Here is a 21,366-nt window from a genome sequence, read left to right on the forward strand (position 1 = left end):
AAATGCCAGTTATGGATGGTACTGCCACCGCCGACTATCTGCGCGATAATTATCCACTCGTTAAGATCGTTGTGCTGACGATGCACGACGAAGATCGGATGGTGCTTCATCTGCTGGAAAAAGGCGTCAGTGGCTACCTACTTAAAGATGCCGAAGCGGGCGAAGTGGAGAAAGCCATTCGGAAAGTAATTGATGAAGGCGTTTACCTGAATGAGTTTGTCTCGAAGGCCATGCTTCGTAAGATGACGAACAAACCAAATGTTGTCAAACCCGTCAATGCGTTTTACAACAGCAAAATTTTACTATCGGAGCGGGAAAAAGAAGTACTGACCCTGATCTGCGAAGGCCTTTCAACCAATGAAATAAGCGAAAAAATATTCCTTAGCCCCCGTACCGTTGAGGGCCACCGCCTACGAATTCTCGAAAAAACCGGCACGAAAAACACCGCCGGAATGGTCGCTTACGCATTCAAGAATAATCTGGTATGAGTTATACAGTTGAAAAGTTATAAGGTTGTAGAGTTGTAAGCTAGTGCACAAAAACTCTATAACCCTATAACTTTCCAACTATATAACTCCTTTCTAAAGGCTTCCCGTTTTTCCGCCGTCTACCGGAACATTTATGCCATTAATTGACGCGGCTGCGGGTGTACACAGAAAAGCTACTGCTGCCGCAACTTCCTCGGGAGTGGCAAAACGTCCTGTCGGAATTTCGCTTTCCATCTGCGTCGCTATTTCCTCCTCAGGCTTACCGGATGCTTTAGCGCGCATCGCCAATACGGCCTCTAAGCGTGCGGTTTGTGTATAACCTGGTAGTACATTATTGACCGTAATACCAAAGCGAGCAATTTCCAGCGACAACGTTTTGGCCCATTGCGCCACCGCGCCCCGAATGGTGTTCGAAACACCTAACCCAACAATAGGCTGCTTTACTGAGGTCGAAATAATATTGACGATACGGCCGTAACCCGCCCGCTTCATGGCTGGTACAACCGCCTGCACCAGTACCTGATTATTGAGCAGATGGTTATGAAAGGTTTGTACGAATTCATCGGCCTTGGCTTCAATCAAGGGGCCACCGGCCGGACCACCCGTATTATTAATCAGAATATGTAGATCGGGAAATTCCGACAGATGTTGTTCAATAGCTTGTGCCACTACGCCTGGGAGACTAAAATCAGCCACAATGTAACGATGCATCTGACCCTTTTCCGTCGATAGCTCTGTCAGGGTACTTTGTAAGGTTTGCTCGTTCCGAGCCATCAGGACAACATTAGCTCCGAGTAGCGCTAGTTCTATGGCTGTAGCACGGCCAATTCCTTGCGTACTGCCGCCCACTAAGGCCGTTTTACCAGTCAAATCAAGATTCATGAGCAATAAAGGGTTAATTTGTTTCGGCTGGGCCGAAACAAACATAGTAAACTACCAGTCATCAATACAAACAGGGAGTAAAGAAGGTAAAAACACCGCTAACGTAGTTTTACATCAACAAATTAGTAGTTTTGGCCAACTTTGAATCCAATAATAACCTTTGCATTTCAACATACCATGTCAAAATCGTTAATTATCGTGGTGGTTATCGCCCTCATTTTGGGCATGTATGGCTGTAGCTCTTACAACGGCCTGGTTCAGAATGATACCAACGTACAGGAAAAATGGGCGCAAGTTCAGACGCAGTATCAACGTCGATCCGATCTGATTCCTAACCTCGTTCGGACAGTACAGGGGGCAGCTAATTTTGAAAAAAGCACGTTAACGGCTGTTATTCAGGCGCGGGCCAATGCCACAAGCATCAATCTGAAAGCCGATCAGTTAACGCCTGAAAATATTCAGAAATTCCAGGCAGCCCAGGATCAGCTAAGTGGCTCCTTATCAAAATTGCTGGCCGTAGCTGAAAGCTATCCCCAATTGAAAGCCACGCAAAACTTCTCGGAGTTACAAGCCCAATTGGAAGGTACTGAAAACCGCATTTCTGTAGCCCGGAATGACTTCAACGGAGCGGTTAAAGAGTACAACCAATCGGTGCGTTCCTTCCCAAACAATATCTTCGCAGGTATTTTTGGCTTCCCCGTGAAAGGTTTCTTCGAAGCTTCGCAGGCAGCACAGAGCGCCCCAACGGTCCAGTTTTAATGGCACGGAGCAAGGTGCAGGGAGCAGAGATTTTCTGTTTTTTGCACTTCGCTCCATGCACCTTGCTCCATGCAAAAGAACCCTTTCACCTCCGACGAGCAACAGCGCATTGTGGAATCCATCCGACAGGCCGAAAAGGCGACATCGGGTGAAATTCGGGTGCATGTTGAAGCGCACTGTACTAAAGCCGATCCTGTAGAACGAGCCATTGAGGTTTTTGCTCAGTTAGGTATGCATCAGACTAAGGACCAGAACGGCGTACTTTTTTATCTTGCCTATACCGACCGCAAATTTGCAGTGGTAGGCGATACTGGAATCGATGCCAAAGTGCCCTCCGACTTCTGGGAAAGCACGAAGAACCTGCTCCGTACCCATTTTGCAGCTGGAGCCTATGCCGAAGGGTTAAGCCGTGGCATTGAACGGGCCGGGCAACAGTTAAAACAGTATTTTCCTTACGCCAGCGACGATACTAACGAACTCGCCGACGATATTTCGTTTGACTGATACTGCCGTGAATGTACTCCCTTTTGTTAATTCAATTACACGATTTGTTCGGTTTGGCCTACTCGCTGCCTTATTGAGTATGCCTGCCTATTTACAGGCGCAAGACACGGCAACCGATAATGGTGCCAATACGGCTATTCCCGATAAGCCCAATCCACCTCGTTTGGTCAATGACTTCGTAGGCATTTTGAGCAGTACGGAGCGTTCGCAATTAGAGCAGAAATTACGGGCTTACAACGACTCGACATCTACCCAGATTACCATTGTTATTGTGAAAACCACGGAACCCTATCCCATTGGCGATTTCGCCTTTCAGGTGGGCCGAAAATGGGGAGTTGGCCAAAAAGATAAAAACAATGGGTTAGTGCTTGCCTGGGCTACCCAAACACGCAAAATCTTTATTGCACCCGGTTATGGTTTAGAAGGAGCCATTCCTGACGCTATTGCCAAACGAATTATCACGAATGTCATCGTTCCGGCCTTCAAGCAGGAACAGTATTACCGAGGTCTGGATGATGCGACAACCGAGATCATTCAACGAGCCAAAGGCGAATATAAAGGCGATCCTGCGGCTAACACTGGCGATGACGACGGGGGAAGTGGCATTTTCGTTGCCCTGATTATCTTTCTTATCATCATTTTCATCATCATACGTCGAAACCGGGGCGGTGGCAATAATCGCAATCGTGGAGGTGGCTGGGGTGGCCCTATTTTCTTACCAACACCAGGCTGGGGAAGCTCGGGCGGTAGTGGCTGGGGCAGTGGTGGTGGCGATAGTGGCGGTGGATTTGGCGGATTTGGGGGCGGTAGTTTTGGGGGCGGTGGTGCTGGTGGAGACTATTAACTTCGCCTGTATGTACCTCACTAATAGCCGGTAAACAGACTTAACAGGCCGTTCAACGAAAAAATACTGTTGTTTTCATGCGGCATAGCTTACTTTGGTAGAGTAAGCTATGCTTTTTTATGTTGCCTATTTTTATCCGCCAGAGTCTATTTCTAGTCTTTCTTCCAGTTCTCTCCTTCGCGCAAACCAATCCAGTTGTTCCAACGACCGCACAATCGGACGTTGCAGTACCAGACACCATTCGAAATAGTACAGCTGAACAGGATGGTCAGAACCAGCAGTCATCATCAGGGCAGGCCATTATTTTTGCTCCTTCTCCAAAACGAAAGATCATTAAAGCCGTTGAGATAAGCGATAAGCTCAGAATTGACGGATACCTGAATGAAGCAGATTGGCAACGAGCAAAGCCCGTAAATCGCTTTATACAGGTCGATCCTGCTCAGGGCAAGCGCGCCAACTTCGATACTGATATACGAGTTCTTTACAATCGCCATTTTCTCTACATTGCCGCTATTAATTATGATTCGTTAGGCCGCAAAGGGCTTCGGGCACCGAATTTCAAGCGCGATTTTTCGGCAACGGCACATGATCTGTTCGGGGTAGTTATTGATGGCTTCAACGACAAGCGGAATGCCATGACATTTTCCACAAATCCCTACGGCACCCAGCGGGATTTGCTTTCATTCGATGATTTATTGAGCGATATCGACTGGGACGGTTTCTGGAAAGTGCGCACCAGTCGTACCGATTCGGGTTGGGTAGCAGAGATGCAGATTCCCTGGCAGACGCTCCGGTATGCTCGTTCAGCCGATTCTACCCAATCGTGGGGCATAAATTTTTTTCGCCGACGGCGCTATTCGAATGAGTTATCGGCCTGGTCTCCTTATCCAAGAGCGTTTACATCCAGTCGGGTAGCCTATGCCGGGTTAATCACCGGTTTAAAACCTCCTCCACCCTCGCCCAATATCCGTATCCAGCCTTATTTACTAATCAGCGACGATCGCTTTAATGGAACTGAAGTCGGGTATAGTCAAAAGGCAGGCATTAAACTCGGGGGCGATTTAAAATGGGCGATCAATCCTAATACTGTTCTTGACTTGACCCTGAATACTGATTTTGCACAAGCCGATGTCGATCGTCAGGTTAATAACATAACGCGCTTTTCGGTGCTCTTTCCCGAACGACGAGCGTTTTTCCTGGAAAATGCCAGCCTGTTTGGTGCAGGCTTACCGGGCAATAAAGACACGGGCGAAGGAGGAAGCATGATTATTCAACCTTTCTTCAGCCGAACCATTGGCCTCGCCACGCTCCCCGATGGTACCAGCGCCCCTGTACCGATTGATGCGGGAGCCCGCATTGTTTATCGCTCGCTAAACCGAAATTACGGTGGTATGTTCGTCAGACAACGGGGTATTCCCGGAAGCCCAACCACCGATTTTATTGTGGGGCGTTACAGCGAAAATGTGGGGCGTCAGAATCGGATTGGCGGACTAGTAACACTTAAAAACGTACATGCAACCGATAGCTCAAACGGTCGCCAAAATGGCACAATCGCACTTGACGGCTTCTTTCGGCTGAGCCAGACCTTAGCTTACAATGCTATGGTCATGGGGACCTTTGGATCGACTAGCATCGATCAGGGAATGTCGGCTTATAGCCAGCTTTTTTACCGGACGAACCAGATAGTAGCCTGGTGGACTCAGTCGGTAGTGACCAAGAGTTTCAATCCAGAAATGGGATTTGTCTCCCGTAATGATGTCATTGCCACTACTCCAGGTATGTATTTGGTTAACAGAGGGAAATGGCTCCCAAAATGGGTACGTAATTTTGAACCCGGTGCCTTTATGGAGTTATATCATAAGGCATCGACAGGCTACTTACAGGAAGCCCAATATAATTTCAACCCAGTTTGGTTAACCTTTCAGAACGGCGGTAATCTTGGCCTGTTTGTTAACCCTACCTTTCAGCGCTTAGATGATGAGGACTATCGCCCGTTATCGTTGAAGATCGCGTCTGGCAAGTACCATTACACCCGTTACCAGCTTATATTCAGTACCGATCCATCCAAGAAGATATCCTTCCAGTTAACAGGTGAGACAGGCCGATATTACGATGGAGACCTAAATTATGGCCGGGGTTCATTTGTGCTGGCTCCCATTCCACACATGGCCTTTACGCTGAGTAGTGAGTTAAATAATTTTAAAAATGTAGGTGGCTATTCAGGTACGATTGGCTTACACAGCATTGAGAGTCGGATGGCTGTTAACCCACGTTTACAGCTAATCAGCTTCTTTCAGCGCAACACCTATACCGATAAAAACGTCTGGAATATTCGATTATCGTGGGAATTCCAACCGCTATCCTTCCTGTATATCGTCTACAACAACGGGACTTACGCGGGCTCTTTACGAACTACCGATCGCCAGCAGGAGCAACACATTATCGGTAAATTGTCGTATTTGAAGCAGTTCTGAACCCGGATTTATGTGATTTGACTGACTGACTTTGATTTTAGCCTTCGGCTTTCTTTGAAAGCTAAATCATAAAAAATCAAAGTCAGTCAGTCAAATCAAAAAAATCCCGGCGGGGCCGCCCGCGCGGTTCAAATAACCTGTTTTTCAATCAGCAAAATAAACAGGTGGATCACTTTAATGTGTATCTCCTGAATTCGATCAGCATAACCGAAGTGGGGAACTCTGATTTCGACATCGGCTTTTCCGGCAAGTTTGCCACCGTCTTTTCCGGTTAACAAAATAACCTTCATCCCCTTTTCTCGGGCAGCCTCAACAGCACGAACCACGTTACCCGAATTACCACTTGTACTTAGGCCAAGCAACACATCGCCTTCATTGCCCAAGCCTTCGATAAAACGCGAAAACACAAATTCGTAGCCATAATCATTCCCTACGCAGGAAAGGTGGCTCACATCTGAAATAGCTATAGCGGCTAAGGAACGGCGATTATCGCGATAACGGCCCGAAAGTTCTTCGGCAAAATGCATGGCGTCACAGTGTGATCCACCATTGCCGCAAGAGATAATTTTATGACCACTTTTAAGGGCATTGGCCATCAGAATAGCAGCCTGTTCGATAGCAGAAAGATGATCCGGATTACCAAGAAATTTATCCAGAACCGACTGAGCTTCTGTCAGTTCCTGACGAATGAGGTCAAGCATTGATAAAATTATAGAGTTGTAAAGCTGTAAAGTTAGGGAGTTACCGCAGATTGCCGTTATAACTCTATGGTTTGCAAGCTGCTCTTAAAACACCCAGTTTCGGTACGGCAAGTTCCAACGAAGTGCAAAACTACCCACCTGCTCGGAATAACTATCAGGCCGGTACTGGCTATCCTGGAATCGGTACAGAAAACGACCTTCCAGAAATACGTTATGGCGAATCATGTAGGATGCCCGCAAATCGGCATATGTAATCACGGTTTTACGCCCCTGACCAATGAAATTACCCTCATCCCGAATCCGGGATGTGTAGTCTTTCAGGATATTTCCGCCATAATTAATATCAGCAGCAGGATCAGCTCCATACATCATTACGCCCGCAATAGCATTAAACGACAATTTCTTTTGCTGATACCGAACAATACCCAGCCCTTCCATAAAATTACCTCCTAGCGGATGGGCTAATGGCTGGCTGTAGTGCGCGTAATTGGTTTGCCCTGAGGTAACGGTGGGCGACGATTCGTGCGAATAGGTATACGGACGAGCCAGGTTAAATTCGGCCTGTAAATCCAGATTAGGTACGTTGAAAGCATCGATGTACTTACCACCAAGTTGTATAGCGAACTTGTTTGTCCAATCGCCTTTACCCGCCAATAAAGGCTTAAGCCGAAACTCATCTAACATAACCTGAGTGTACACCAGAAAATGAGACAAGAAGTTGGCTTTTAGGTCGATACCAATAAACGCATTATCACTACTACCCAAACTCGATTCAACATATCGGTAGAGAATGATTGGATTCAGGTAGCTCAAATCCAGCCGATCCCGGCTAAATACTTCCGCTTCGAATACGCCCAGATTGATATGATCGCTAAGGTTAATGCTAAGATGGTGCATAGCCGCAAACTTTGGCGGAATTAGCTTATCGTCCTGAGGTCGGGGAGCCTGCGTATTTTGGAGGTTCGTAAACAGGTTCGTATACTGAATCTTACTGCCTAATCGTGTCGTTAATTTCAGGAACAAATAGGACGGGCTATTATCCGAAAGGAATAGTGACCGGAAACCATTACCAAAGAAATTACGGTCGTGGCCAAACTGAATATTGATGATTTTAAGGGCATTGAGTGTGAAATAGCCACGTGCTGATAGGAAATCGGCGCCATTTGTATGGAATGGCTTTACAAAACCTTCGCCTGGTGCTGTAGTTGAAGGATCTCCTGTCGCACTGTATGTTTGGCCGTACGTTTGGCCATACTGCCGTATATACTCAGGGTAAATAGCCTGATTATCAGAAAAGAACGTATAAAAGCCGAGTTTTTTTCCAATCGTTCCCCGGACTTCTAAACCCCTTGTATTGACAAATAAAGATTGATTATTATTCGTCGATGTGTTCGTTGAGCTGGATGTAATATCAGCTCCCAAACCAACGTACACAACGGGATTGACATGCAGATCAAGGTCTGGGGTTTGTAAACTATAGAAATCAGCCTTCTTCCGATAAAAATGGTTTAAGAAAGGCTTACGGCTATCGCCCACTGACATGGACGTAGTCTGATTCCGGGTAAAAGGGTCTTTATGGATGGTATCGTAAGGCGTTACCCATTCCCAGCTATCGTTACGGAGATAGTCAATATTAAAATAATCTGTATTAGATAAACTACGTGTAGGATGAGCAATCAGGCTATCCGTTAACTGAATAATACTCTGGCGATTATACGGTTTTACGGAGCTATGAAATCCTTCCGCCCAACGGTTCTGCCGAATCTCAAGTCGGTCAATTAAATGATAATAATCGGCATTCAATGGCACAAATGGGCTTTGTGCCCGAACACTTAACGAAAAGAAAAGAAAACAGATAACGTAAACGTTGCTGCGCATGTAACTTACTGGCTGTTGGCTTATTTGGGTTATTTTATATAACCGATTAGACCTAATGAGCCGCTTAAATTAGACAATTGGTTTGGATATACGCCAACCTTGGGGCTAATTTACGGCGAAGAAGCCCACAAACCATGTTTGTTTTTGCTCAGCAGCCCTCACTAGCCAATCAATTCATTGCCGAACTTCGGGATGTTTCTATTCAACAAGATCGGCTTCGATTTCGCCGGAACCTTGAACGACTCGGGGAATTAATGGCCTATGAAATTTCCAAGAAACTGCCTTATCACTATGTTGATGTGCAGACACCTCTTGGCATTTCGAATACACAAGTACTTCGAAATCAGCCCGTTTTAGCAACTATCCTGCGGGCGGGCCTACCGTTTCATCAGGGCTTTGCGAATTACTTCGACCAGGCAGAGAACGCTTTTGCAGGCGCTTATCGAGGTAGTGCGCCATCGGGAAGTGACGAATTTGAGATCGCGATGGACTATATTGTCAGCCCTGATCTAAGCGGGAAAGCCCTCATTCTTTGTGACCCTATGCTGGCCACGGGCCGTTCGCTCGAAAAAGTATATCACGCTTTATTGCGTTATGGGATTCCGGCGCAAACCCATATTGCCGCTGTTATTGCCAGTCCAGAAGGAGTTCGTTATGTACAGCAGCAACTTCCTCAATGTCATCTTTGGCTGGGTGCTATCGACGACTGTCTTAACGAGCATTTTTACATTGTTCCCGGTCTGGGCGACTCAGGCGATCTGTCTTTTGGCGCGAAAGTGTGAGAAAATGTATATGTGATATAGGATGTAGGATGTAGCTGGCGCGAAACCTGTATATCATGTACCATACATCCTATATCACAAATCTTACCGTAAATCAACAACTTCAACGCCAGGGTATTTCGATTTGTCGAAAACGAAATAGGAATCCGGCAGATTTACATTTGGCGTAAATTTCGTGATGGTATATGTCTCACGCTTACCATCTTTATTAACAATCAACCAGTTACGGATCGACTTATCGGCTTTATCAACAGAAAGTTGAACCGTTGCCACTGGACTCTTCGGGCGATTAGACGTCAACTCGATCACCTCGAGCGTTCGCCCACCCTGCTTTTGTTCTTTTACGAATTTATAATCAAAGCCTCGTTTGTAAATCGTATAAATCTGGGTAGGATTTAATTCACCATTGCCACTGGCATCGTAGTCCTGTACGTTTACTTCGTTGGTTTCTTTGACATACGTATACATCACTTTACCATCTGTAAAGACTTCCTGCCCACCCAGTAGCAATCGAAACTTCTCGTTTTTTATGGCCAAATCGCCTTTATAAGCATCTTTGGCACCAGCACCTGTGCTTGTGTATGTAAATGATGCCTGATACGACTTCAGTGCCTTATAGCTCTTACTCATCGCGTCTAAAATCTCCTGCGCCCGTTTATCTTTCTGGGCTAAGGCTGGCCAGGTTAGTACAAAAGCCAGTCCCAGCGCTAATGCTAATTTTTTCATTTTTATGAATGGTATTCTCAACCAGGTTTATGTATGGTTCTTAGACGGGAAATCGGGGGTAAAAGTTTAATATTTCTCGTCATTCCTGGTTGCTCCCACCCTACTCACCCTTAAGGCTCTTTAAAATTTCCTCCAATGTCTGCAAGTCCTGCACCAGTACATCACGAGCTTTACTGCCTTCAAACGCACCAACAATTTTAGCGGCTTCTAACTGGTCGATCAAACGTCCGGCGCGGTTGTAGCCCAGTTTCAGTTTACGCTGAATCAAGGATGTACTGCCCTGCTGGTGAATGACGATGAGCCGAGCGGCTTCATCAAACATAGGATCACGATTATCGAGATCAACATCTTTGTCGTCGCCCTGACCGCCTTCATCACCTACGAACTCTGGCAAGGCATAAGCATCGTCATACCCCCGTTGATTACCGACAAACTCGCAGAGTTCTTCAATTTCATTTGTATCAACGAACGGACACTGTAGCCGGATAATCTCAGAATTCGACGAGAGCAGCATGTCGCCCATACCGACCAATTGTTCTGCCCCACCAGTGTCCAGAATCGTTCGTGAGTCAATTTTGGACGTCACTTTAAACGATAACCGAGCGGGGAAGTTTGCCTTAATCAAGCCGGTAATAACGTTTACCGAAGGTCGTTGTGTGGCCACCACAAGGTGAATACCAATGGCCCGCGCTAACTGAGCGAGTCGGGCAATGGGCTGTTCAACTTCCTTACCGGCGGTCATCATTAAATCGGCTAACTCATCCACAATCAGGACAATGTATGGCAAGAACCGGTGTCCTTTCTCGGGGTTAAGTTTGCGTTTCACAAACTTGGCATTGTATTCTTTCAGGTTCCGGCAACCCGCATCTTTGAGCAGGTTGTAACGGTTATCCATCTCGATACAAAGCGAGTTAAGCGTATTGACAACCTTTTTAGTATCGGTGATGATCGGCTCATCCGAATCAGGAAGTTTAGCCAGAAAATGACGTTCCAGTTTATTAAACAGCGTCAGTTCCACCTTTTTAGGGTCAACCAGTACAAGTTTTAATTGGGACGGGTGCTTCTTATAAATCAGCGATGTCAGGAGCACATTCAAACCAACCGATTTACCCTGTCCTGTTGCCCCAGCCATCAGCAAGTGAGGCATTTTGGCCAGATCGGCTACATAAATTTCGTTCGATATGGTTTTACCCAACACGACTGGTAAATCGAACTTGGTGGAATTAAAGCTTTCGCTGGTGATCATCGATCGCATCGAGACCATTTCGCGATTCTTATTCGGTACCTCAATCCCGATGGTTCCCATCCCTGGCATTGGCGCAATGATCCGGATACCCAGGGCCGACAAACTCAGGGCAATGTCGTCTTCCAGACTCTTGATCTTGGAAATTCGGACCCCTTTGGCGGGCACAATTTCATAGAGCGTGACGGTTGGCCCAATCGATGCCTGAATAGAGTCGATCTCGATACCGAAGTTACGGAGTGTGTTTTCAATCCGTTCTTTATTGGCCGTCAATTCATCATCCGAAACCTGCGCCTTGCGACTGTTCTGGTATTCCGTCAGTAAATCATTCGTTGGATATTGGTACTGCGGCAGGTCGAGTGTAGAGTCATACAATCCATGAACAGCCACCAAATCATCTTCTTCGAACGGATCGGGTTCAAAGGTAGGTGCTGGTGTAGCAGCCAGCTCATGGCTTTCGCTCGGATCTTCTGAAACAGCCTCCCGATTTTTGATTGTCAGGGTAACCCCCGTTGTTTTCGCAACAACTTCGGGTGTTGATGGTTCAGTAGGCGTAATCGTATCGGTAACCGGCGGAGTCATGAAGGTATTAACGGGCATCACTTCTGGATTCCGGTTAAACTCTTCGGCCGGCTCGTCCTCGTCAAACTCATTTTCTTCTTCCGGTTCAAATTCGCTTTCCTCGTAGGTCTGCAACGGGTTATCAGAACGTTTCCGGGGCTGGGGACGAACCGGGCGCGAAAAATCGGGCAGCTTGATGTCTTTTACATCGAAGAAATAAACAATAAAGAAGAAGAGCAGAAAGCCAATAAATGCCAGATTGCCCCAACCGAACAGACCGTAAAGTGCAGCGTTCAGCTCATAGCCGATCCCCCCGCACCAAATACTGGCAGTCTCTGCCGAATCGGTTACCAGTACAATGTAGCCAATCATCAGGCTACACCAAACCGCAGCAAACAGTAGAGCCGTAGTCGTGCGACTCAAGGGTAATAACTCGATTTTGAACGTCAGCTTATAGCCCGCCAGGAAAACAATGACTGGTATAGTGAGGGCACCTACGCCAAACCAACGAAACACAAATGCGTGGGCAATGTAAGCACCCACTAAACCGGCCCAGTTACGAGTTTCGGTAGCCGATTCGGCCAGTGGTTCCGAGAAAGCAGCACCTACTACACTTTGATCAGCTGAACCATTGAGTAAATAGGATATAAACGCAAACATCAACCCCAGGGCCATAACCATGAGCAAAACACCGAGCGTAAGCGTTGAACGTTGGTCGGTAAACCAGCGATCAAGAGCAGCTCCCCAGTTCACAGAAGGCCGCTGAGGGCGACTGTCTGATTTACCATTGGGTATACGCGGCCGAGGTTCATTCCGATCAGTAGGCCGTCGGATTGTATTCTGGCGGGGAGACGTAGTTGGTTGTGCCATGATATTGGGTTAGCAGCTGTCGAAGCAGGGTAAATTTCCTACTTTTTAACGAAAAAGCGTGTACAATAGAAAAATATTGCGGTTACTTATCAAATGGCTATTTAGATGACTCCATAGGTATCAGTTATATAGAAATCACCTGGAACCTCCATCCAAACTCATAAAGACAAGTTAGCGGAGCAAGGCCTTATTGATACGCTTGGCCAGTGCCGGTCCTTCATAAATAAAGCTGGTGTACACTTGTACCAAACTAGCTCCGGCGTTCAGTTTCTCCTGCGCATCCTCAGGCGACGAAATACCCCCAACACCAATAATGGGAAAGGCAGCGCCCGATTTTTGGTGTAAATAGCGAATCACTTCGGTTGATCGGTCGCGTAGAGGTCGGCCACTTACTCCGCCAGCGCCTATTTGTTCAATATCGGTTGAACTGGTTTTTAACCCAGCCCGACTAATGGTTGTATTTGTTGCAATAACACCCGCAATGCCCGTTTCGGCCACAATGGCAATAATGTCATCTAGCTGGCCATCAGTCAAATCGGGGGCAATTTTCAGTAAAATAGGTTTTGGGGTAGGCTGCTGGTGATTTTCCTGTTGCAGAGCCGTCAGGAGCTTCGTCAGGGGTTCACGCTCCTGCAAATCGCGTAAGCCTGGTGTATTAGGCGAGCTAACATTGACCACAAAATAATCGACTGCATCGAACAACGCCCGGAAGCTAATCAGATAATCTGTAAGGGCGCTTTCGTTTGGGGTGTCCTTGTTCTTTCCAATATTACCCCCAACAATCACCTGCCGATTTCCCTTGTTTCGGGCAAAATGCCGAAGTCGTTCAGCAGCTGGTTCAACGCCTTTGTTATTAAATCCCATCCGGTTGATCAGACCACCATCGGCTTTCAGACGAAATAAACGAGGGCGCGGATTACCTGGCTGGGGCCGGGGAGTTACGGTGCCGATCTCGACAAACCCAAATCCAAGATCGCTTAATTCGCTTACCAGGTCAGCGTTTTTATCGAAACCAGCCGCCATACCAATTGGATTTGGGAACGTCAGGCCAAAAACGGTACGGTTTAAACGCTTGTCTTCCAGAACGTATACTTTTCGGCAAATAGCCGATGCGCCCGGAATTGATAGGATAAATTTGAGTAAGGTTGTAACAGTATGATGGATTGTTTCGGCATCGATACGAAACAATAACGGGAGAATAATGCGCTTGTACATAAACGCAAAAATACGCTGCGAAACCTATAAGGTTTTGAAAACCTCATCGGTTTACCCAAATAAGTCTGACGATAAATAGCGATCTCCCCGATCGCAGATGATGCAGACGATCACACCCGACTCTAGTTCCTGCGCCAGTTGAATAGCGGCATAGACGGCTCCCCCGCTACTCATACCTGCAAAAACGCCCTCAACGCTGGCTAGTTTACGGGTCATGGTCGTGGCGTCATCGGCCGACACTTCCAGAATCCGATCGACCCGCTGTGGCTCAAAAATTTTCGGCAAATACTCCACCGGCCACTTACGAATTCCCGGAATAGAAGACCCGTCGGTCGGTTGACAGCCCACAATCTGTATGTCAGGGTTTTGTTCTTTCAGATAACGAGACGTGCCCATAATGGTGCCCGTAGTGCCCATAGACGATACAAAGTGGGTAATATACCCGTCGGTATCACGCCAGATTTCAGGCCCTGTGGTGCGATAGTGCGCTAAGTAATTGTCAGGATTACTAAACTGATTAAGCATCAGATAGTCTCCTTTTGTTACCTGCTCTTCGGCATAGTCGCGCGCGCTTTCCATCGTTTCGGTCAGCGTAACTTTTGCCCCAAAGGCTTCCATTGTCAAGACACGCTCACGGGTTGAACTGGCGGGCATGACCAACTCAATATCGATGTTATACAGCCGTGCAATCATGGCTAACGCAATGCCTGTATTACCGCTCGTGGCTTCAACCAGCTTCATACCTGGTTTCAAATCACCCCTGGCCAGAGCCCCTTGAATCATGCTCACCGCAGCGCGGTCTTTTACACTACCACCCGGATTATTGCCTTCGAGTTTGCCGTATAACTTAACGTTGGGATTAGGATTCAGCCGGTTCAACTCAACTAAAGGTGTATTGCCGACTAAATCAAGCAGGGTTGCCATGCGAATTCGTATGAGACTGGTTTTTCAGTTGTGAAGGCCAAAGCGGCTTAATAAGTTCGTCAGCAGGTCTATTTATATCATCAATATCCCTCATCGATTTGCTCTTCCAGAAGCCAACGTAGTGTAATATTTTATGTAAAAATAATAATTAAATCATCTAATTGCTTGATAATGAATTTTGTGTAAACTTGCTAATTAGAAAGCTCAACGTCTTCAGTTTACTGACCCAGATAGTTTATGTTTTCCTTATTCACACCCCATACTTTACTCGTCAATGAAAAAAACTCTATTGGCCAAACCGCTCACGAATGTACATGTCGAACAAATTGCCCATCAATTTGACATGCCTGATTTGACGCTTCCTTTTTGGGGAAGTCGCAGGAAAATGCCCATGCACCAGATTGTGCGCTTAGAAGGCGAAGGCAACTACACCTTATTTCATTTTGCCGATGGTAGTCAGTTAATCGTATCCCTAACGCTCAAGAAAATGGAAAGCCGACTATCGCCTAAAGTATTTGCCCGGCCCCATAAAAAAAACATTATCAATCTACTTTATCTAGAAGCACTACATCCCGACAATCAGCAGCTTATCGTTAGCTTAGTCAATGGCGACCGGGTTGAGGTGTCGCGCCGAAAAGCCAGCCGATTTATCAAACAGGTGAAAGGCTTTCAACGAGAGCTACTGGTTCTCAACAGTACACCGACAACCTCTATGCTGGCTGCTTAATAAAAGGTTGTTCAGCCCAATAAGTTTTAATATCGAAGCTGTTTAAACTTTTCCTTTTATAGAAGAATCTGGGCTGTTTTTGTCATCCCGACGCCAGGAGGGATCTTCGGCAACTGGTTATTTACCGAAGATCCCTCCTGGCGTCGGGATGACAAAAAACGATTCAAATTCAATAGCAATAAGAAAGTTTAAACAGCTTCATCATTTAAGCTTTCGCCAAAAATCCCTGCTGAAACATAGCGTTGTGTTGAGGCAGGGATTTTTCCTACAATGACTCCATTTGTAGCAAGACAGGAATTAACAGTTTACCCTTTGCGGATAGGCTATATTCGATATGTAAAGGTTTTTGCCTGATGGTTATCTTGTCAAGATAGCCCTCGTCTACCAACTCTTTCAACGAGTTAGCGAGCGATTGCTTATTCGTGCCTTCAATTTCGCGCAGCAGTGTATTTAATCGAAGTGGGCCATCCATTGCCTTCCGAAAAATCTGGGGTTTCCATTTTCCGGAAAGCCGTTTGAGTAGCTCTTCGGCCGGGCACCTGTTTTCTAAATTTTGCATTTTTATACCAGTCAACTTTTTTTGACTAATTGATCCTATCCTATATCAGGTGGCAACTTTGTATGAACATACAAGTAAACCACAATAAGATGGAAACTCAAGTAACAAGTCCACTTCTGTGCGATATCGATTCGGGTCTCTGTGAGCTACCCACTTTGGCCGCAGAAGCCCCCAAAGCGGCTTTTCCGCAAACTACCCAATCTGTCAAAATCATTTACTTTACCGATCCGATCTGTTCAACCTGTTGGGGGATTGAACCCCAATTGCGTAAGCTAAAACTTGAGTACGGGCACGCCATTGAGATCGACTATCGGATGGGGGGCCTGCTGCCCGACTGGAGTTACAACAGTGGCGGCATTAGTAAACCGTCTGATGTAGCCCATCACTGGGACGAAGTAAGCCTCCGCTATGATATGCCTATTGATGGGGATGTGTGGTTGGAAGACCCTTTAGATTCCTCCTATCCAGCTTCCATAGCCTTCAAAGCAGCCCAATTACAAGCGCCTTACAAAGCCCTTCTTTTCCTGCGGGAAGTCCGCGAAATGGTCTTTCTTCATAAAAAGAATATTGCCAAATGGGAACATCTGGAAACTGCTGCGCAAAAGGTAGGCCTGGACTTAGGTCGATTCAAAGCCGATTATAACGGTCAGGCGCAATTGCTTTTTCAGGAAGATTTAGCACTGGGCAGACAGTTGGGTGTGCGCGGTTTCCCCACTATGTTTTTTATCGATAGTCAAGGTCAGTCGGAAAAAGTATACGGTTTGAAACCCTATGCTGAGTATGAAAACGCGTTGAAGAAACAACTGCCATCCATTACTAAAACCGCCATCGATTCAGCCTGGGAGAATTTATTTTCTAATTTCCGTACGCTAACCTCCCGAGAGTTTGCGGAACTGTCGGGCCAGAATCGACAGGAAGTCGATACGTATTTGCAAAACCTGGCTGATCAGAGTTTACTGAACAAAGTGGCCACTAAGAATGACGTGTTGTGGATTTGTCCCTGATTTTATGAACGAGTAAGCCATACATAGCTTTGTTTAAGGAAAATCATTGACCTTGAACGGTATACCATTCTTGTTTCGTAACAGTTACAGTAAACAGAAATAAGTCAGAAGGTATGCTAGTACTCGTCCAATTTAGTTTCTATCGATTCTTTGGATTCTATCGTCTTTGACTATCAGCACAATAGGACCAACCGCGCGGGCGGCCCCGAGAATCGATAGAATCCCCTAGAATCTATTTTGCCAAAGCACTAGTGATAATCTTCTGACCTATTTCTATTGATAATGAGTCTGTTTAAACCTTCTAAAATGGCTTTGATTAACTAGTTTTTTGTCATTCCAACGCCAGGAGGAATCTCAAAGTCCACTATAGTCAACTTTAAGATTCCTCCTGGCGTCGGAATGACAAAAACACACCATCTTTTGACTGAATAAACAAGGTCAATACGCCTTATTTCTTCAACTTCGCCAATTCTTCGTCTCGCAGGGGCCTGCGCAGGATTTTCCCCACGTTCGACTTAGGGAGTTCGTCACGGAATTCGATTACGCGAGGCACCTTGTAGGGGGTGAGATTCTCCCGGCAAAATTCTTTGATGGTATCGACAGTAAGATTCGGATCTTTCTTGACCACGAAGATTTTAACGACTTCCGTCGATTTTTCGTCGGGAATACCAATACAGGCAACTTCCATCACCCCTGGACACTGCGATACAACGTCTTCGATCTCGTTCGGATACACATTGAAGCCCGATACCAGAATCATGTCCTTCTTCCGGTCAACGATCTTGAAGAAACCATCTTCATTCATCACGCCAATATCACCTGTTTTAAACCAGTCGCCCAGCATAGCCTGAGCTGTTTCCTCAGGGCGATTATAGTAACCTTTAAAAACCTGAGGACCGCGAGCGACAATTTCACCGGGTTCGCCAATGGGAGCATCGGTACCGTCTTCCCGAATCAGTTTCATTTCTGTACTAGGCCAGGGAATACCGATTGTTCCGACTCGAACTGTGCCATCAATGGGGTTTGACGACAAAACCGGAGATGTTTCGGTAAGGCCATAACCCTCGCAGGGGGTGTTACCAGTTAGTTTTGTCCAGCGTTCGGCCACGGCGGTTTGAAGAGCCATTCCCCCTGCTGATGTGACCTTTAAATGACTAAAATCAACCTCACCAATACGGGGATGATTGAGCAACCCATTATAGAGCGTATTAACCCCCGTAAATGCGGTGAATTTATACTTCTTCAAGTCATCGATAAACGCATTCATATCGCGGGGATTTGTAATGAGCAAGTTCATAGAACCACTCTTCAGAGCCGCCAATGCATTTGTCGTTAGCGCATAAACGTGGTAAAGCGGAAGAGCCGCTACATAAATACCTTCGCCATCGGCTACACCTGCGGGTTTCATCCAGCAGTGTTGCCCCTCCACGTTCGCAATAATATTCCGATGGGTCAACATGGCTCCTTTCGATACCCCTGTTGTGCCCCCCGTATACTGAACGAAAGCCAAATCGGTATTCTGAACCGACACAGGTCTTAGTGGTTGCGTGCTGCCCCGGCTTAGTGCATCATTGAACGAAATAGCGTCGGGAAGGCTGTAGGCTGGCACCAGTTTCTTGACATACTTCACCACAGCATTAACAATTTGCTTTTTAGGGAAGCCCAATAAGTCGCCAAGCTGCGTAACCACCACGTGCTTAATGTCGGTCCGGTCAATTATTTTTTCCAGATGGCTGGCAAAATTGGCCAGAATTACAATCGCCTTCGCCCCCGAATCCTTGAACTGGTGCTGCATTTCGCGGGGGGTGTACAGCGGATTGGTATTGACCACCGCCAAACCTGCCCGCAGAGCCCCGAACATAGCGACTGGATATTGCAATGTGTTTGGCATCTGAATAGCCAGCCGATCGCCCTTTTGGAGACCTAAGTCATTTTGCAAAAATGAGGCAAATTGGGCCGATAGCTTATCTAATTCGCCGAATGTAATCTGCTTACCCAGGCAGGCATAAGCAGGGCGATCGGCAAACCGATGACATCCTTCCTCCAAAAGTGCCCCTAGTGACGTATAAGCATCTGGGTTAATTTCATAGGGTACACCTTTAGGGTAAAAGCGTCGCCAGGGGTATAGGTCTAGTGTTGAATCCGTATTCATGTAGAGATGCTGGTTTGAAAGCAAATGTACTTCGCTTTAGTGCTTAGGTAGATGGGCAATTGGTGATCGGTTCGGTTAGTATTACTATCGGCGGAATCGAATTTACAACCCCCAACAGCAAATAAGGCTTATCGGCATTTATTACCATACTAATAGCGAATGAACCAATCGAATTATTGCCAACAATCATTGATCTGTACAACAAAATTAAGGAAATTGTTCAATTCCAGTTTAAACAATTGTACCCCTTTCTAGCACAAACGCAAAAAAGCCAGGACCATCAATCCTAGCTTTTTTTATTGACCACTTGTACACGTATTTGACCACTTATAAAACAGTGGCTACTTTATGCAACATTGTCGTAGAGAATGCGTCATTAATTCGACGCCCAAGAGCGTTTAAGTTAAGAAATGAATGCGGAAACGCCGGAACCATGATGAGTCCGGCGTTTTTATTTCCAGGCACCCTGTCTGCAAGATAATTAATATTTTTAAAAACAACCAGGCTTGGGCAGATTTATGTAACCTCCCAGATACAAAAAAATAGCAAGATTACACATACTTCAATTTAGTGTATACTACTGAGCCTGAGTACTTTTAGTGAATCGAAGCAATTCTGGGCTTATCTGGCCATGAGACATGAGATGTACAAGCTAACCCAATTAAACGATTCGCCCCAATATGGCGGCACAGACCTATCCAATCGCAGTATTGTCAGGAAAAATAAACTAGCTTGTCTAATCAAAAAAGAAATTCCAACTCATTCCAACGCTTCTCTAATTTTTCAGCTCTTCAGGATAAGAACCCTTATCTAATAAGTTAACTGAACAGGCATGAGACACTTTTTCGGACTCGCATTAATAACGTTATTACTTACTACAGCCTTTACGCTATCGGCTCAAAATCGCCCTTTCGAATTCGGATTGAAAGCGGGCTTAAATCGATCCTCTTTGGCCTTAAACAACGACCTTCCCAGTGCTAAATTTGGAGTCAATATTGGTTTGACAGCCACGGCCAATTTCAGTAAAAACGTCTTTTTACAGTCTGGCCTTTCCTTAAGCATGAAGGGAGCGAAAATAGAAGGCAAAGCGCCTATTGGCTTTCCAGGATGGGCCTTGGTAGCGGGTAAAGATGCCCAGCTTATAAGCAATCAATTGTACTTGCAAGCGCCGGTTTATCTCGGCTACAAACTAGCGCTAACACCAGGGACAAAGCTTGTGCTTAGTGCAGGTCCCTATGTTGCCTATGGCCTGGGCGGCAAAACCAAACTAACGGGCGACATTATCTATGGAGATATGATTGATCACGGCACTATTGAGGAGCAGACGTTTGGGAATCGTGGTCTTCAGCGGCTCGATTTGGGTATAGGAACTGGAATTGGTGTCGATTTTGGTCAAACTGTTGTCGGGTTTACCTATGAAGCAGGCTTCCGAGATATACGCCCTCAGAGCGATACCTATTTCCCTTTCTATGTCAGCAGCTATAAAAATCGAAATGCCTCCTTATTTGTAGATTACAAGTTTTAGGGTGCTGGCTTTAGAAAGTTTAAACCAAGCTGTTCAAACTTTCCAAATTCCATTACAACTGGATAGTTTTTTTGTCATTTCGACGCAGGAGAAATCTCAAGCTTGACTATCGCGAAATTTGAGATTTCTCCTGCGTCGAAATGACAAAAAGCAGCTTAGTTAAACAGCTCCTACATATTCAGACTAAGCTAAAAAAGCCGCTTAAATGATCTGTTTAAGCGGCTTTTTGATTTTTTCTAAGTGCTCTCATAGAGTTCAATGAAATACGCTAGTTTCCAGATACTTACAATATTGTTATACAACTTGTAGCATAATTGTAGCAATTTAGGTTGTTTTACAATTGTAATACCAATAGTAATACATAAATACACGAAAAAGGTAACTAATTCGCTTAGCTCCCCTCAGTTAAATACCTAAAAATCAGACTATTACCTAGATAAAATTAGACAATAGATCGCTTGGAGAAATAGTGCCTAGTTAGTATATTGTATAGGGAAAACTAAATTATTTCTAGTTTTCCTTTGTTTGTGTTACAATCTCAATACACT

At 45.8% G+C, this 21,366-nt stretch carries 18 protein-coding genes; 9 read left to right on the plus strand and 9 right to left on the minus strand.

Annotated features, from left to right (window positions below; genetic code table 11):
* On the plus strand, positions 1–488 hold a 488-nt coding region (locus ACYVGR_RS10990; RefSeq protein ID WP_460956466.1), incomplete at its 5' end, for a response regulator transcription factor.
* A 93-nt stretch (positions 489–581) separates the two neighbouring features.
* Here ACYVGR_RS10990 and ACYVGR_RS10995 read toward each other — a convergent pair.
* Entirely contained in the window at positions 582–1,370 is a 789-nt protein-coding gene (locus tag ACYVGR_RS10995; protein ID WP_460956468.1) for an SDR family oxidoreductase, read from the minus strand.
* Positions 1,371–1,547: 177 nt separating this feature from the next.
* On the opposite strand from ACYVGR_RS10995, the gene ACYVGR_RS11000 reads away from it, so the two are divergent.
* The 4 genes from ACYVGR_RS11000 (at position 1,548) to ACYVGR_RS11015 (ending at position 5,951) form a co-directional block, all read left to right on the plus strand.
* On the plus strand, positions 1,548–2,129 hold the full coding sequence (locus ACYVGR_RS11000) for a LemA family protein (RefSeq protein ID WP_460956470.1): 582 nt from the start codon (positions 1,548–1,550) through the stop codon (positions 2,127–2,129).
* A gap of 69 nt (positions 2,130–2,198) precedes the next feature.
* Positions 2,199–2,633 carry a TPM domain-containing protein gene (locus tag ACYVGR_RS11005; protein WP_460956472.1) on the plus strand — a complete coding sequence of 145 codons (435 nt, stop codon included), beginning with the start codon at positions 2,199–2,201 and terminating at the stop codon, positions 2,631–2,633.
* Entirely contained in the window at positions 2,626–3,477 is an 852-nt protein-coding gene (locus ACYVGR_RS11010; RefSeq protein WP_460956474.1) for a TPM domain-containing protein, read from the plus strand. Before ACYVGR_RS11005 ends, ACYVGR_RS11010 begins: the two co-directional genes overlap by 8 nt.
* 119 nt (positions 3,478–3,596) lie before the next feature.
* A complete protein-coding gene (locus tag ACYVGR_RS11015; RefSeq protein ID WP_460956476.1) occupies positions 3,597–5,951 on the plus strand; it encodes a carbohydrate binding family 9 domain-containing protein in 2,355 nt (784 codons plus the stop codon).
* Positions 5,952–6,079: 128 nt separating this feature from the next.
* On the opposite strand, the gene lpcA is transcribed toward ACYVGR_RS11015, so the two are convergent.
* Together lpcA and ACYVGR_RS11025 are read right to left on the minus strand one after the other, a co-directional pair.
* Complete coding sequence (gene lpcA / locus ACYVGR_RS11020; RefSeq protein WP_460956478.1) at positions 6,080–6,652, minus strand: D-sedoheptulose 7-phosphate isomerase; 573 nt, start codon at positions 6,650–6,652, stop codon at positions 6,080–6,082.
* A gap of 84 nt (positions 6,653–6,736) precedes the next feature.
* Positions 6,737–8,530, minus strand: a complete 1,794-nt coding sequence (locus tag ACYVGR_RS11025) for a hypothetical protein (protein ID WP_460956480.1) — start codon at positions 8,528–8,530, stop codon at positions 6,737–6,739.
* A gap of 134 nt (positions 8,531–8,664) precedes the next feature.
* Here ACYVGR_RS11025 and upp point away from each other — a divergent pair, with 134 nt between their 5' ends.
* Complete coding sequence (gene upp / locus ACYVGR_RS11030) at positions 8,665–9,312, plus strand: uracil phosphoribosyltransferase (protein WP_460956482.1); 648 nt, start codon at positions 8,665–8,667, stop codon at positions 9,310–9,312.
* An 84-nt stretch (positions 9,313–9,396) separates the two neighbouring features.
* Here upp and ACYVGR_RS11035 read toward each other — a convergent pair whose 3' ends face one another.
* The 4 genes from ACYVGR_RS11035 to cysM form a co-directional block, all read right to left on the minus strand.
* Positions 9,397–10,038 (minus strand): LolA family protein, encoded by a 642-nt coding sequence (locus ACYVGR_RS11035; protein ID WP_460956484.1) that lies wholly within the window; start codon positions 10,036–10,038, stop codon positions 9,397–9,399.
* Between the two features lie 100 nt (positions 10,039–10,138).
* Complete coding sequence (locus tag ACYVGR_RS11040) at positions 10,139–12,712, minus strand: FtsK/SpoIIIE family DNA translocase (RefSeq protein WP_460956486.1); 2,574 nt, start codon at positions 12,710–12,712, stop codon at positions 10,139–10,141.
* A gap of 171 nt (positions 12,713–12,883) precedes the next feature.
* Positions 12,884–13,927: a quinone-dependent dihydroorotate dehydrogenase gene (locus ACYVGR_RS11045; protein ID WP_460956488.1), complete on the minus strand. Its 1,044-nt coding sequence runs from the start codon at positions 13,925–13,927 to the stop codon at positions 12,884–12,886.
* A 51-nt stretch (positions 13,928–13,978) separates the two neighbouring features.
* On the minus strand, positions 13,979–14,851 hold the full coding sequence (gene cysM / locus ACYVGR_RS11050; RefSeq protein ID WP_460956490.1) for a cysteine synthase CysM: 873 nt from the start codon (positions 14,849–14,851) through the stop codon (positions 13,979–13,981).
* Positions 14,852–15,125: 274 nt separating this feature from the next.
* Here cysM and ACYVGR_RS11055 point away from each other — a divergent pair, with 274 nt between their 5' ends.
* Complete coding sequence (locus ACYVGR_RS11055; protein WP_460956492.1) at positions 15,126–15,578, plus strand: LytR/AlgR family response regulator transcription factor; 453 nt, start codon at positions 15,126–15,128, stop codon at positions 15,576–15,578.
* Positions 15,579–15,843: 265 nt separating this feature from the next.
* Here ACYVGR_RS11055 and ACYVGR_RS11060 read toward each other — a convergent pair whose 3' ends face one another.
* Positions 15,844–16,137 (minus strand): winged helix-turn-helix transcriptional regulator, encoded by a 294-nt coding sequence (locus tag ACYVGR_RS11060; RefSeq protein ID WP_460956494.1) that lies wholly within the window; start codon positions 16,135–16,137, stop codon positions 15,844–15,846.
* An 89-nt stretch (positions 16,138–16,226) separates the two neighbouring features.
* On the opposite strand from ACYVGR_RS11060, the gene ACYVGR_RS11065 reads away from it, so the two are divergent.
* Positions 16,227–17,141, plus strand: coding sequence for a ClpXP adapter SpxH family protein (locus ACYVGR_RS11065; RefSeq protein WP_460956496.1), 915 nt, complete (start codon positions 16,227–16,229; stop codon positions 17,139–17,141).
* Between the two features lie 448 nt (positions 17,142–17,589).
* Here the strand turns inward: ACYVGR_RS11065 and ACYVGR_RS11070 are convergent, their stop codons facing one another.
* On the minus strand, positions 17,590–19,293 hold the full coding sequence (locus tag ACYVGR_RS11070; RefSeq protein ID WP_460956498.1) for an AMP-binding protein: 1,704 nt from the start codon (positions 19,291–19,293) through the stop codon (positions 17,590–17,592).
* An 832-nt stretch (positions 19,294–20,125) separates the two neighbouring features.
* On the opposite strand from ACYVGR_RS11070, the gene ACYVGR_RS11075 reads away from it, so the two are divergent.
* Positions 20,126–20,818: a porin family protein gene (locus tag ACYVGR_RS11075; RefSeq protein WP_460956500.1), complete on the plus strand. Its 693-nt coding sequence runs from the start codon at positions 20,126–20,128 to the stop codon at positions 20,816–20,818.
* Positions 20,819–21,366: the final 548 nt, after the last annotated feature.

Source organism: Spirosoma litoris, from assembly GCF_054776755.1.

Bases quoted from the DNA above. Each gene is read 5' to 3' on its own strand.
- ACYVGR_RS10995 (WP_460956468.1), bottom strand. From the start codon at position 1,370: ATGAATCTTGATTTGACTGGTAAAACGGCCTTAGTGGGCGGCAGTACG.
- ACYVGR_RS11000 (WP_460956470.1), top strand. From the start codon at position 1,548: ATGTCAAAATCGTTAATTATCGTGGTGGTTATCGCCCTCATTTTGGGC.
- ACYVGR_RS11005 (WP_460956472.1), top strand. From the start codon at position 2,199: ATGCAAAAGAACCCTTTCACCTCCGACGAGCAACAGCGCATTGTGGAA.
- ACYVGR_RS11015 (WP_460956476.1), top strand. From the start codon at position 3,597: ATGTTGCCTATTTTTATCCGCCAGAGTCTATTTCTAGTCTTTCTTCCA.
- lpcA (WP_460956478.1), bottom strand. From the start codon at position 6,652: ATGCTTGACCTCATTCGTCAGGAACTGACAGAAGCTCAGTCGGTTCTG.
- ACYVGR_RS11025 (WP_460956480.1), bottom strand. From the start codon at position 8,530: ATGCGCAGCAACGTTTACGTTATCTGTTTTCTTTTCTTTTCGTTAAGT.
- upp (WP_460956482.1), top strand. From the start codon at position 8,665: ATGTTTGTTTTTGCTCAGCAGCCCTCACTAGCCAATCAATTCATTGCC.
- ACYVGR_RS11035 (WP_460956484.1), bottom strand. From the start codon at position 10,038: ATGAAAAAATTAGCATTAGCGCTGGGACTGGCTTTTGTACTAACCTGG.
- ACYVGR_RS11040 (WP_460956486.1), bottom strand. From the start codon at position 12,712: ATGGCACAACCAACTACGTCTCCCCGCCAGAATACAATCCGACGGCCT.
- ACYVGR_RS11045 (WP_460956488.1), bottom strand. From the start codon at position 13,927: ATGTACAAGCGCATTATTCTCCCGTTATTGTTTCGTATCGATGCCGAA.
- cysM (WP_460956490.1), bottom strand. From the start codon at position 14,851: ATGGCAACCCTGCTTGATTTAGTCGGCAATACACCTTTAGTTGAGTTG.
- ACYVGR_RS11055 (WP_460956492.1), top strand. From the start codon at position 15,126: ATGAAAAAAACTCTATTGGCCAAACCGCTCACGAATGTACATGTCGAA.
- ACYVGR_RS11060 (WP_460956494.1), bottom strand. From the start codon at position 16,137: ATGCAAAATTTAGAAAACAGGTGCCCGGCCGAAGAGCTACTCAAACGG.
- ACYVGR_RS11065 (WP_460956496.1), top strand. From the start codon at position 16,227: ATGGAAACTCAAGTAACAAGTCCACTTCTGTGCGATATCGATTCGGGT.
- ACYVGR_RS11070 (WP_460956498.1), bottom strand. From the start codon at position 19,293: ATGAATACGGATTCAACACTAGACCTATACCCCTGGCGACGCTTTTAC.
- ACYVGR_RS11075 (WP_460956500.1), top strand. From the start codon at position 20,126: ATGAGACACTTTTTCGGACTCGCATTAATAACGTTATTACTTACTACA.